The 12,779-nt window shown below is 50.6% G+C and carries 12 protein-coding genes; 6 read left to right on the top strand and 6 right to left on the bottom strand.

The genetic code is table 11. From position 1 onward, the window contains the following. Positions 1–16: 16 nt before the first annotated feature. The gene (locus tag EXW96_RS22440; RefSeq protein WP_062410675.1) at positions 17–1,543 is read right to left on the bottom strand and encodes a DUF4153 domain-containing protein; all 1,527 of its coding nucleotides are present in this window, start codon (positions 1,541–1,543) and stop codon (positions 17–19) included. A 22-nt stretch (positions 1,544–1,565) separates the two neighbouring features. Continuing rightward, positions 1,566–1,982: a hypothetical protein gene (locus EXW96_RS22435; RefSeq protein ID WP_062410674.1), complete on the bottom strand. Its 417-nt coding sequence runs from the start codon at positions 1,980–1,982 to the stop codon at positions 1,566–1,568. Positions 1,983–2,121: 139 nt separating this feature from the next. Between EXW96_RS22435 and EXW96_RS22430 the strand changes: the two genes are divergently transcribed. The 3 genes from EXW96_RS22430 (at position 2,122) to EXW96_RS22420 (ending at position 4,829) form a co-directional block, all read left to right on the top strand. Next, positions 2,122–3,435 carry an SgrR family transcriptional regulator gene (locus tag EXW96_RS22430; RefSeq protein WP_174351453.1) on the top strand — a complete coding sequence of 438 codons (1,314 nt, stop codon included), beginning with the start codon at positions 2,122–2,124 and terminating at the stop codon, positions 3,433–3,435. A gap of 59 nt (positions 3,436–3,494) precedes the next feature. Further along, positions 3,495–4,004 (top strand): hypothetical protein, encoded by a 510-nt coding sequence (locus EXW96_RS22425; protein WP_062410672.1) that lies wholly within the window; start codon positions 3,495–3,497, stop codon positions 4,002–4,004. Positions 4,005–4,250: 246 nt separating this feature from the next. Then, complete coding sequence (locus tag EXW96_RS22420; RefSeq protein ID WP_062410671.1) at positions 4,251–4,829, top strand: thymidine kinase; 579 nt, start codon at positions 4,251–4,253, stop codon at positions 4,827–4,829. A gap of 92 nt (positions 4,830–4,921) precedes the next feature. On the opposite strand, the gene EXW96_RS22415 is transcribed toward EXW96_RS22420, so the two are convergent. Further along, entirely contained in the window at positions 4,922–6,154 is a 1,233-nt protein-coding gene (locus EXW96_RS22415; protein ID WP_174351452.1) for an aminopeptidase, read from the bottom strand. A 334-nt stretch (positions 6,155–6,488) separates the two neighbouring features. Here EXW96_RS22415 and EXW96_RS22410 point away from each other — a divergent pair, with 334 nt between their 5' ends. The 3 genes from EXW96_RS22410 to EXW96_RS22400 are packed head-to-tail and all read left to right on the top strand — an operon-like array spanning position 6,489 to position 8,091. Further along, entirely contained in the window at positions 6,489–6,641 is a 153-nt protein-coding gene (locus EXW96_RS22410; protein ID WP_174351451.1) for a hypothetical protein, read from the top strand. Beyond that, positions 6,638–7,621, top strand: a complete 984-nt coding sequence (locus EXW96_RS22405; protein WP_174351450.1) for a histidine kinase dimerization/phospho-acceptor domain-containing protein — start codon at positions 6,638–6,640, stop codon at positions 7,619–7,621. Before EXW96_RS22410 ends, EXW96_RS22405 begins: the two co-directional genes overlap by 4 nt. Further along, positions 7,591–8,091: a sensor histidine kinase gene (locus EXW96_RS22400; RefSeq protein ID WP_174351449.1), complete on the top strand. Its 501-nt coding sequence runs from the start codon at positions 7,591–7,593 to the stop codon at positions 8,089–8,091. Before EXW96_RS22405 ends, EXW96_RS22400 begins: the two co-directional genes overlap by 31 nt. A 71-nt stretch (positions 8,092–8,162) precedes the next feature. Here EXW96_RS22400 and EXW96_RS22395 read toward each other — a convergent pair whose 3' ends face one another. The 3 genes from EXW96_RS22395 to EXW96_RS22385 are packed head-to-tail and all read right to left on the bottom strand — an operon-like array spanning position 8,163 to position 12,542. Beyond that, the gene (locus tag EXW96_RS22395) at positions 8,163–8,543 is read right to left on the bottom strand and encodes a carboxymuconolactone decarboxylase family protein (RefSeq protein ID WP_235594216.1); all 381 of its coding nucleotides are present in this window, start codon (positions 8,541–8,543) and stop codon (positions 8,163–8,165) included. A gap of 40 nt (positions 8,544–8,583) precedes the next feature. Then, a complete protein-coding gene (locus tag EXW96_RS22390; RefSeq protein ID WP_137670776.1) occupies positions 8,584–10,224 on the bottom strand; it encodes a thiamine pyrophosphate-binding protein in 1,641 nt (546 codons plus the stop codon). A 17-nt stretch (positions 10,225–10,241) separates the two neighbouring features. Next, positions 10,242–12,542 carry a putative bifunctional diguanylate cyclase/phosphodiesterase gene (locus tag EXW96_RS22385; protein ID WP_082660947.1) on the bottom strand — a complete coding sequence of 767 codons (2,301 nt, stop codon included), beginning with the start codon at positions 12,540–12,542 and terminating at the stop codon, positions 10,242–10,244. Between the last annotated feature and the right edge of the window lie 237 nt (positions 12,543–12,779).

Raw genomic sequence — 12,779 nt, 5'->3', positions numbered from 1 at the left:
GAGAAACGGGCCCGGATTAATCCGCCTGTGTTACATTCAGCGCCTTGCCAGCCCTCCGGACGGATAGGTTGAACTCCGTCCACGATTCCGGTTGACGGTGTTCAAGTCTTACCCGAAAGCGCTCCAACGCGTCATCTACCCCTTGCACTTCGGGATGCAGGCGTTTCAGCTCTAGCAGATAGGGTACGGCCTCATAGCTTAGACTGCCGAGATAAGCCGCATCGATCTCCCCTGTAACTTCATACCTTTGAATGTTATTGCAGGCGATCATCGCATCGATGTTCATATAATTCAAGACGACATAAGCTGTGATTACAGCAGCCGTATACCATTGAAACAGAGGCAAATTCTCTTTCCACAGCTTAAGCAGAGCAATAATGAACAGCACCAGCAGCAAAATCATAAATGCGTGTACCAGCAGCCTGGTCACCGTATAACCGTATGCTTCCTCATACATGGTCAGGCGCAAAAACGCGGAGCTGAGCACCACGCCGGTACAGCCGATGAGCACCGCTAGAAGGATGCGAAGAAAGCGCCATGCCTTCCGGCCGGGACGCTTTACGCCGTATAGAGCGGTTAGCAGCACGGAGAAATTGATCAGGGTGACCAGAACCAGCTCGGCAAAGCCTTTTCTCGCATAGGAGGCATAAGTGATACCCTCCGGAAGGGCGGCGGCGCCTCCTCCGAACAAATAGGAAAACTGAAAAACGGCAAACCATACATAAACGGCATTCAGCAGCATCAGAATGGTAGCGGCTACTGTCGCATCCAGCTGTGGTAAGACGGAAAGCAGGCGGTTCGATTCAGACCCTGAGTCGGATGGCTCCCATAAGGCCGTTTGATCCTGGGCTTCAACGGGAATCGGACCCGAACGCTTCACTTCCCTACCCGCCTGAACATAGGCAAAGAGAACGAAGGTAACAGCCGCAATCCAAGCGAAGCGAAGCAAGCCCACAGAAAGGTCCCCCATCAAGTCAGGTAGCTGGGCTAAGGTTCGTTCAAACACGGAATCGGCCGATGCCAGAAGCCCGATGACAGCGATCAGCAGCGGAACGGACAGAGCGATCCCCAACATCACCTTGAGCATCCCTTTAGCCTTATCCGCTTTCATCTGCCCGGTCAATGATTGGATCAGGATCACTACAGGCTGCGGCAGCCGTTTTAACGTCCCAAGGATCACTTGCTCCAGCAGGAGCACGACGGAAGTGCTGCGCTGCTCTCCTCTTATGCCCCACACGGTATGTACGATGATCAGCAGCGGTACGGCGAGGGAGTTGAGAACGTGCAACAGAACGTTCGTATACCATACATAAGTGAACGACAGAAACAGCACTGGCACGAGCAAGACAGCGGAAAGCCTGGATCGGAACGATTCGGTTCTCGGGACGTAGAGATAAAAATACAGATAGAACACCAGTACGAATAAAGGATACGATACTCCCCAAGCTTTAGCGTAAAATAAATAATGATGCAGCACTCCGCAGCCGAAAGCGGCAGCCAGCAGCATAACATCGCTTCGCAGTCTCTCCGAAGACTTGATCATATGAAGGCCCCTCCTTAGATCTTTAATGAATCGCAGCCTCTTCCCGCGGACGGCGCATATATCGGAGCATGTCCAGGATCAGCTTGCGCATTTCCTTTGTTGTCCCTTCACCGGACGGGCTTTTGATCCTTTCTCCAAAAGGAAGCCTGTCCTTCAGCATCACTAAAGTGCTTCGGTGATCCGGCAGCTTATCCGCCCAATAGACGAACAGTTCGGCCTCCTCGAGTACAAGCGTCTCCACCCAGCCCATTCCATGCAGGCGGCCATAGGCAAGCTTGGCTATACTCCCAAAGACTTGCAGCAGCCGTTCCTCCGTCTGGGCCTGCTGCACAGACCTTTCAACCTCCCGCAGGATCTGTTCCTCCCACCCTACGGTAAGCGGCATTGCCGCTCCGCCGCTGCGGCGGCACTCCATTTCCGGCAGCACATTGGACTGCATCAATCATTCCTCCTTCAAATGTTCTTCGTCGTTACTTTATAGTGTAGCTTGAAAAATACGAACAAAAAGCGCAACTTTTAAATTGAAAATTTCGTATTTTATCATATTGGATTTGTATTTTACGGGAGGAAAGCCGGTTATGAAATTATCGGGCCACTACATCCGTCTTCGCCGTCAATATCCGCATATCACCGAACATCAGGAGTTTTTTGTTACCTTGGACGAGCTGGCGGTTCAGCTCGATTGCACACACCGCAACGTCCAGCTGCTGCTGAGAAAAATGCAGGATGAGGGTTGGCTGACCTGGACCGCCGAACGGGGACGCGGCCGCCGCTCCCGGCTCTTGTTTATTCAGAATGCGGACGATATGATTCTTTCCGCCGCCAAAGAGCTCGTGGAGCGCAAGGATCTGCGGGGCGCACTGGCGCAAATCAACGTATCGACCTTACCCGATACGTTCAAAGACAGCTTTCATCATTGGCTGAACAGCTACTTCGGTCACCGCAGCGAGGTCAAGGGCAGCCGGCGGCTGGATACGCTTCGCTTTCCGCTTGCGCAGCCGCTGCAATCGCTGGATCCGGCCACGATTCACTATACGGCCGAGGCGCATCTGGACCGTGTCGAGCTATGGCATATCCCGGATATGGAGAAGCAGGATCGCGATCGGACACTGGAGAGCTTCCAGATCATTCATAACTACAGGCTGGCGGACGAGGCGGAACATCGGTGGGAACAGGTGCAGCAGCAGGGTACAACGTGCCGCTTTCTCACCTTCAATCTATTGAAACAAGGACCGATGAACGATCCGGAATTGCGCGGCCTCGTGTGTTCCGCCCTTCATCGCGGAAGGCTGCTCGAGAGGCTCGGCGGCGACGCCATTTTCGCGGGGGACAGCTTTATCCGGCACCGGAACGGTCTTCCGCACGATGCGGAACCGGTTCCTTACTCTCCTGAAAAGCTGAGGATGCTGGTCAAGCGCTCGGGCTACGCAGGGCAGCCGCTTACTCTGTGCACAATCACCAATTACGAACGGGACGCTCTGCATGTCCAGGCACTGCTGCGGGAGGCAGGATTTGCTGTGGAAATCAACCTCCTGACGGCTCAGGAGTTCAAGAGCGAGCAGCGGCTGCACGCCGATCTGCTGCTTTTTTCCATCATGCTCGACAACGATGCGGAACTGAGGATCATCGATTTATACAAAAGCATGCAGCGACATCTCGAGCCCTCCGTCAAAGCGCATGTCGCCAAATTGACCGATAAGATTCTCCGGGAGCCGGCCGCTTGGCGGCGCGCTGAATGGCTGCAGGCCATCGAATCTCATTTGACCGCCAGGCAAATGCTTTGCTTTCTTTATTTTAAAAGGCTCAAAACGCTCTACCACTCCTCCGTCCAGGGCATTGCGCTCGATTCTCTGGATTGGGTGCAGTTCAAAAACATTTGGTTCAAGCCATAAGCAGCCTTTCTTGTGAATAAAGTATAAGGAAGGAGAGAGCGAAAGGAGATCGGTAAGACGTGAGGAAGCCGAACCAATTCGTATACCGTAACGACCGATACGGATTTACCCTGCGTTTTCCCACATGGTGGAGAAATTACTGCGTTGTCGGTGCAAGAAGACAGGATCGCGATTCCGAGTATGAGCTGCATTTTCGCTTTAAGTATAAGGGGAAATTATACGAAGATATCTTTACGATTCTGGTGTATCGAATGACGCGGGAGGAATGGATAAAGCAGGGATACGCGGAGTCGCCGCTTTCGTTTATTGCGGAAGTGGACGGCCGAGTGTTCGCCTATTTGACGCCGGAAGAACTGCCGCATGCTTTTTACGACAATAAAACCGGAGACTATGATTACAAAAAATACCGGGCCGCCATTGAGCTGCTCAAAAGAATGGTCAACCAGGATGTACCGCGGATTGTACAGTCGCTGCGCTTCTTTGGCCATGCGGTTACGATGACATCGACCCCTTATCTCCTGAGCAAAGTATGCTCCTGTCGCATTCACAAACGCATCAAGCGGAAATAACCCCTTACCACCGGTCAAACGCCCATGCGGGCGCAGGCCGGCGCCTCCGTACTGAAAAAAAATCGCAAGTGGAACCCATCAGATCGCGGTCCGCCTCACGGGCCGCTCCCAACCTTCCTTCCCCGCATTGGTTTCGAAGTGCCCGTCCATGCCCGCGTACAATTCTATGAGTCGCCCTGTACCTCTCTGTCATCTTGTGCTATGATAAGTCTTCGTTATTTTTTGTGGAGAGGACGAGCGTTCAACGTGGCCAAGCTATATTTTCGATACGGGACCATGAACAGCGGAAAATCGATTGAAGTGCTGCGTGTAGCGCATAATTACGAGGAACAGGGAAAGAAAGTGCTGCTTTTTACTCCAGCGGTGGATTACCGCGATGGCGTGGGCACCGTAGCTTCCCGCATCGGCATGCGCAAAGAAGGGATTGTGATTGACGATCAACTCGACATGGTGGCACTGGCAGCCAAAGAAAGACCCAAATGCATCCTGATTGACGAAGCGCAGTTTCTGAACAAGCAGCAGGTGCTCCAGTTAACGGAAATTACCGATACGCTGGGCATTCCCGTAATTGCTTACGGGCTTCGGGCGGATTTCATGGCCCAGCTGTTCGAGGGCAGCTATCATTTGCTCGCGTGGGCGGATAAAATTGAGGAGATCAAGACGGTCTGCTGGTACTGCGACAGGAAGGCAACCATGAATATGCGCCTTGAGGACGGGCGTCCGGTATTCGAGGGCGAACAAATTCAAATCGGCGGCAACGAAAGCTATCTGCCGGTCTGCCGCAAATGCTATTCATCAAAAAAGAAACAAGCTCATATCCTGTAATAAGGGATATCCCTTAACCAAAGGACGAAAGCGAAGCGCATGCGGCTTTGCTTCGTCCTTTTCATTTGCGGTTGATCAACGGCGGGCTAAACCTACACTGCCCAATTCCCGTTTCGGATCAGGGGTTCCCGGCGGCCGTCCGGGGTCAATCCGTCTACATTCATATCCCCGGAACCGATCATAAAATCCACATGGACTAAGCTGGTGTTGGCGCCGTTGTCTGAGAGCTCCTTTTCGGACATCCCGGTGCCTCCTTGAAGATTCACCTGGTAGGCTTGCCCTAAAGCCAAATGGCTGGAGGCATTCTCATCAAACAACGTATTATAGAAAATCAGATTGGCATTCAAGATGGGCGATTGATGCGGCACCAGCGCAATTTCACCCAAACGGCCTGCTCCGTCGTCCGTGTCCAGAAGCCGTTTTAGCGCATCGTAACCCGTTTCGGCCGAAAAATCCACGACCTTGCCGTCTTTAAAAGTAAGGGAAAATCCGTCGATGATTTGTCCGGCGTAATTCAGCGGCTTAGTGCTGCGCACCACCCCGTTTACGCCATCCTTATGAGGCATGGTAAACACTTCCTCCGTCGGCATATTGGGGTTGAACCAAACGCCCTTGGCATTCTCTTTGGCTCCCCCCAGCCATACATGTTTCTCCGGCAGATCGACGGTCAGATTCGTGCCCGGCGCTTCGTAGATCAACTGCTTATACCGTTTGTTATTTAACAGCTCGACGGTTTGTGCCAGGTGCGCATTGTGCTTTTTCCACGCCTCGATCGGATCCTCCAAATTCACACGGGTCGCCTCAAATATGCGGTTCCACAACGCTTCCACAGCGGCATCCGTAGGCAGATCCGGAAATACCTTTTGCGCCCATTGATCGGTAGCGATCGAGATGAGCGACCACGCAACCTTATGCGCCATGATATAACTTTTGTACGTTTTCAAGGCCGAAGCATTCGTTTTCGTGGCGGCTGAGATCCGGTCGGGATCCACATCCTTCATCAGATCCGGGCTGGGTGAATAAATCGAAAGGAACGCCGCTCCGTTCTCCGCCATCTCCGTCAATCCCTGAGCCTTCCACATCGGATATTCCTGAAAAGCCTCCACAGGAGCCAGCTTATATTTGATATGCGCGAGCTGCTCGTCGTTCCACTCTACATGCACATGTTTGGCTCCGGCTTCATAAGCTTTGACGGCAATGAGCCTTACCAGTTCGACCGCTTGAAGCGGTGCGTTCACAACCAGCGTCTGCCCTTTCTGCACGTTCACACCCACATGCACAGCCAGCGCCGCGTACTTCTCCAACTGTTCTTTTGTAGGAACCATAGAGCATCCTCCATCATTAAAGTTGTTTTCTCTACAGTATAACCTTTTCTCACCGCGGCACCAAATTTTTTCCACATAAAGAAAACCGCCTTATAGGACGGTACCATGCCTCTAGGCGGAGCAAGCGTTCAAATATTACCGAAGCAAGTAACATTTTCGCATGCCGATATTCCCTTTTATAGGCTGTTAGCAGCATAAAAATGGACCTTGGTGCGGAGCAAAAAAAGTTATACAGCCGACAATAATAGACAACATTTTTAGACTCCCTGATATATCATGTAAGAGTTGATTCCAATCTGTAAAGAATTCCAAATTTTAGGAGCCAGGGTAACTTATGATTAACCTTTCGGAACGTATATCGGCATCCAAAAAAAGATGCCAAACCTTCGGATTGAACCCCGTCATGATTCCAAAGCCTTCCGGCAAATTGACGCCGGCCGAGCTGCAAACAGAAGGATCAGGTTTGACGAACTCCTATCCGTCATGAGCTTGTTTGCCGGTCGAATCATGCATCTGCTGAACAACACGCCTCTTTTGTTGGTCCTTACGGATGAAAGTGGTTATATATTGGAGATGTACGGCGATCAATTAATCAAGAAGACCGTAACCGACCTTGGAATCGTCAAAGGCATCCAGTACACGGAAGAATCCATGGGAACCAATTCGGTCCATATGGCCTTGACGGAACGATCACCCGTTTCTCTGGTCGGTCAAGAGCATTATCACGAGGCTTTGCATCATTTGGCTTGCTACAGCGTCCCGTTTCACTTCACCAGAAGCCATCATTTGTCGGGCACCATATCCCTGCTGACGACAATCGACCACCAAAACCCGGTTTTTATCGCCCTGCTTTCCAATATCGTGGACTCCATTGAACGAGAGCTTCTGCTTTCAAGAAACAACCAAAAGCTCGATCTGTTGAACCGGATTCTCATTAAAAATATGCGGCACGGAATCATTATCACCGATCCTTACGGAAGAGTTTCCGAATGCAATCCCTTTGCCGAGCAAATTGCCAATTGCAAAAAACAGGACCTGATCGGAAGCTCTATATTTGACATACAACCGTTCGGAAAATACATGTACAAAGTGCTCGAATACGGCCAATCTTACGAGAACGTGGAATTAACCTTTGGTAATATTCAAAACGGAGGCATCGTATGCCAGTTTGACAGCTATGCGATCTACGACGATAAAAACAGGGTCATCGGCGCCTACGCCCAGTTTCGTGACATCACGGAGCGCTTCCTGTTGGAGCGGCAGGTCATCACGGCAGAGAAGTTCTCCGTGATCGGCAAGCTGGCTGCCGGTCTGGCACATGAAATCCGCAATCCGTTGACTTCCATAATCGGCTTTATCAAAATACTCAAAACCAGTGAAAACCCGGCCACCAAGGAAAAAAATATATTGAAATCGTTTATAATGAGCTGCTGCAGTTGGACAAGCTGGTTTCCCAGTTTGTGTTGATGGCCAAGCCAAGCTTTCCCGACCGTAAGCTATTCAACATCCAGGAGCTGGTTCAAGAAACACTGCTTTTTATGGAAAGCCAATTTATTATCAAGAATGTTTCTGCACAATTTCTCCACGAGAACAACCCCATTATGCTGCATGCCGATCCTCTCCAAATCAAGCAAGTGCTGATTAATATCCTGCAGAATGCGTTAGAAGCCGTTGATGAGAAAGGGATGATTCTGGTTTCGTTGGAATCCGATTTGAATTATGTGAAAATCCGGATCGAGGATAACGGCATCGGCCTGGATGAGGACGAGCTTGGCCAAATTCTGAATCCTTTTTTCACTACCAAAGAAAACGGGCTGGGGCTGGGGCTGTCGGTCAGCTATCGGATTATTGAGAATCACGGGGGAACGATTGACATTACCTCGGATAAATATGCGGGAACCACCATGACGATTACGTTACCCTTGCTGCAGTCCTGACAACAATAAAGAGGACGCTTCTTCGAGCGTCCTCCGGCTCGAGCCTCCCGCAGGCACTGCTTGGGGAGGTTTTAGATTTGAACTTCTCTTTCTTTGAAAATACGCATCACTACGCCCAATGCGGCTATCGCTTTGGGAAAGCCCGCGTATGCCGAGCAGTGCAGGACCAATTCCACTATTTCCTTAGGACTGAGTCCCACATTCAGAGCGGCGTGAATATGAAAGTCGAGCTGATCCACGGCCCCTTGCGTGATCAACGAAGACAGGGTAATGAGCTCGCGCTGCTTGATATCCAGTCCGGGACGGCTGTAAATATCCGCAAAGCCGTTGCTGACGATAAATTCAGCGAATCCCGGATAGAAGCTATGAATCGCCTCTAACGGAGGGAACTCCTTTCCCCCCGTCATTTCTTTTAAAACCTCCAACCCTTGCTCATACCTTTCGTCTGCCATAATCATACTCCTTTCAACCGTAAAAAGATTCTTGCCAAGGTTATTCCAAGGTTAACAGTCTGGTTAAAATGGGCGGGATTTCATTGGGGTCAACTATGATCTCAATGACGGTAGGACCATGCGAATGCAGCGCTGTTCTTACGGCATCCCGGATCTCCTGGGCGGTTCGGCAGCATATGCCCGTTGCCCCTAAGGAACGGGCGAACATGGCGGCATCCAGAGGCGTTTCGTATACCGCGCCTACACTGCGTCCGGTATTATAGGACATACCTTTGTCGACCATGTCCAGTCTACCGTTATTCATGACAACAAACACGACCGGGAGCCGGTGGTTAACGGCAGTGGCAATTTCCATTCCGTGCATCATGGCGCACCCGTCCCCGGTCAGGCACACGATCGTACGATCCGGCAGAGCCGCTTTGGCTCCGACGGCGTAGCCGATGGCGTGACCCATGGCGCCGAAGACATCGTCGAAATAAAATGTGCCCGGGATGCGAATATCATAATGGCGAATCGCGTAGAAGGTATGACTGCCGTCATCTCCGAATATAATCGCATCGTCCGGCAAAGAAGAGCGAAGGGCCAGAATCGCCGTTTCCGCAGAGAGAACGTGTGTCTCCCCCAATTCCTTGGGCAGCACATCCAGCTCCGCTGTCGCGGCCGCTTCATAGACCTGTACCTCTGCAGCAGCCAGATCAATCAGCCTGGCCAGATTCGTCTTGGCGTCCCCGAGAATGACGCAGGTTGGAACCGGAAGCGCTTTGGATACAAAGGTCACGTCATAATCAAAATGAATAACCTGCTTCGGCATCATTTGGGGCGTAAACCCGGACAAGGTCATATCGCTCAGCTTCGTCCCTACCGCAATTAACAGATCAACGCCTGATTTCATGTAGTCGTTTGCCTGTATCGTACCTCCAAGCCCAAAATTTCCAAGGCTGAGCGGATGATTTGTAGGAAAGGCCCCTTTGCCGCCGGGTGTCATAATGACCGGGATGTTCCAGTGTTCGGCCAATATGCGGATTTCATCGTAGGCTTCCGCAGCCATCACGCCTTTGCCGATGAACAGCACAGGCCTTTTGGCGGCATTCAGCAGCGGGATGGCTTCTTCCACATTAGCCGAGATCATCTGAGGAATATGATCGGGCAGATGAATCGTGAACGGCTCGACCTGCGCCATCAGAACATCAAAAGGAATGCAAAGGTGCACCGGTCCTTTAACGCCGGTTTTGGCTTTCTCTAGAGCATGTTGAACATAAAGGGGGACGAGGTCCGGCCGTTCGATTCTGGCACTGAACAGCGTAACCGGTTCAAACATCTTGACCAAGTCGGTACCGAAGCTGCTGGAATCCTGTCCTAATGCTTTGCCCGATTCCGCGGCCGAAGGCTGACCTGTAATAATCAGCAGCGGCAGGTTATAAGCCTTCGCTTGGCCGGCCGCAGTCAGCAGATTGGTCCCTCCCGGCCCGGACGTTCCTATGGCCACTCCCAGTTTTTTGTTGCCCAACGCGTAGCCCGCCGCTGCAAAGCCCGCTCCCGCTTCGTGTCGGGTCAGTACGAATTCCACACCCGCGCTGTCAAAATCGAGCATCAAGGGGGAAATGGATTTTCCGGGTATGCCAAATACGTGATTGATCCCCCATTCCTTCACATTGTTCGCCAATACTTGCGACAATCGCATGGTTACACCTTCCTATATCAGACTGTGACGCTTTTAAAGTATTTTGTCTTCAATTCCTCAGCAGGCAGGGGAGGACTGTAATAATAGCCCTGGATCTCATCACACTTCTGCTCTTTCAAAAAAGACATCTGCTCCCGCGTCTCGACACCCTCGGCGATCACATGCAAGCCCAAGTGATGGGCCATGGCAATAATGGCCCCTACGATCCTCGCATTGCTCTCATCGCTTATGATATCCCTGATGAAAGATTTGTCAATTTTCAGGCGGTGGATCGAAAATTGCTTCAAATAATTCAGGGAGCTGTAGCCCGTACCGAAATCGTCGATGCTGATTTGGATGCCGAGCCCGCTTAGCTCATCCAATATCGCACTCGCTTTTTCCACATCCATGGTCATCGTTTCGGTGATTTCCAGTTCCAAATACTGCGGCTCCAGTCCGGTTTCCTCAAGTACTTTTTCTACTGTTTTGTACAAATTTTTCTTCATAAATTGTGCTGTCGATAAGTTGACGGCGATCCGTATCTTAGGAAAGCCCGAATCCTGCCAGCGCTTGTTTTGCAAACAAGCTTCCTTTAAGACCCACTCGCCGATCGGAACAATCAACCCCGTTTCTTCGGCCAGAGGTATAAATTCGCTTGGGGGAATCAGCTTATACACGGGATGCTTCCAACGAATCAGCGCTTCCACGCCGACGATTTGGCCGGTATTCATATCGATTTGCGGCTGGTAGTGAAGAACCCATTCCTCCCTCTCCACTGCTTTGCGCAATGCATTCTCCAGCGCCAATCTCTCATGGGACGACTGGTCCATAGAAGGTGCGTACAGCACATACGTATTTCGTCCTGCTTCCTTGGCTTTATAAAGAGCCGTATCGGCGTGAATCATTAAGGTTTCCGCATCTTGTCCGTCATCCGGGTAATAAGCAATGCCGACGCTCGCAGAAATATGGAATTCCTGCCCCTGGATCATAAAGCTGCGTTCAAAGTTGCATAAGATGGTCTTTGCCGTAAGGACGGCCGCCTCCGGTTCGGAGCCTAGCGGTACGATAATCGTAAATTCGTCTCCGCCCATCCGAGAGAGGAAGCTGCCGGTGCGGAGTCCGTTCTTCAGACGGTCGGCGGCTTCGCACAACAGCATATCTCCGTTTTGATGGCCAAACGTATCATTGACCATTTTGAACCGGTCGAGATCAATATACAGGACAGCGAACCGGCTGTCGTTGTGTCTGGCCGTCTCAAACATTTCACCAAGCTGCTTGTAAAAATTTCTGCGGTTCGGCAATCCCGTCAAGTCATCGTGATAAGCCAAATGATTATATTTTTCTTCGGCTTCGTATAGCCTTGTCACATCTCTGAACTGGCCGATGGCTCCGATAATCTGGTAATGTTCGTCATATATCGGGATCGCATCAAACAAGCAGACAAATTTCGATTTGGTCCTGTTTCTTTCGAGGATGAGCTGAATGTTCTCGTATTTGCTTCCTTTTTCGATAACATCCGATATGTATTGTCCCATAGGACTGAACATACGCACAACTTGATGTCGGTTCAAGCCTTTCCTTAAGCCCGTTAATTGTTCGGCGATTTCGTTCATTTCCACAATGGTGCCTTCTTTGTCCGTCATGATGATGCCGTTGCGGGTGGAATTGATCATGATTTGGTTCAACATGTTCAGCCTTTGGTTCTGCTTAATCAGAAGCAGCTCGCGTTCAATCGAATCGACAGCCAAATCAAGCAGAGTCAAATAAAAAGGGTTGGCCAGATCAATCGAGGTCATGATGGAGATCGTTCCGAGCAGGTCATTGCGATCTCTATAATGAAAAGGAACCGCATAGCAAGCGTGGGTGAAAAAATAAGTGTGGTAATGATCTTGGCCGATCAGTTCTACCGGGTGGCGTTCTTTGAGGCTCAGATTAATCACATTCGTCCCGCATGATTCCTCGGTAAACCGAACACCGATTTGAATCCCGAGCTGATTGACCGTCTGTTTAATCGTCTCATCCCCATCCATGTCCAGAATGACTCCCGTTTCATCGGATATGACGATTAAAATCGGATTTCCTTTGGAAGACAGCAGCAGTTTCTTCACAAAGAATCGAACGACGGCCAGCACGTTCTCATACTCGCTCAATTTGCGGTTCAGCTCGGACGTCGACAACTTTTCTTTAAAAACGGGAATGGTGTCAGGGTTGAGGCGAGCCTCCCGGCTTCTTTGCTTGGATGCCATGATATATTGCGCCTTGGACGGTTTTTGGTCCCTCTCCCTTTTTACGCTTTTTCCCAAGCCTCCCGCTTCTTCGTTACTTTGACTGTCCAGCATAATAATCAACATCCCTTTTGTAAAATAAGAACGAAAATAGGCAATTTATGAGAGTGAGCGCTACCTACTCTTCCACAAATACCTGAGCAATTCCTGCAAAAAAAAACATAAAATAATGGTTAAAACTTGACTTTACTCTCTTGTAGTTCTCTAGATCTATGGGATAACGCTTAAAATAATGCCTATGTACAACGGCCTGCACCTTTTCGCTTATTTGGGAATAAGCTGATATACATC

Origin of the sequence: Paenibacillus sp. JMULE4, from assembly GCF_013337105.1 — a bacterium.
GTDB classification, from domain to species: domain Bacteria; phylum Bacillota; class Bacilli; order Paenibacillales; family NBRC-103111; genus Paenibacillus_G; species Paenibacillus_G naphthalenovorans.
This window is presented reverse-complemented; position numbering and strand designations above follow the sequence as displayed.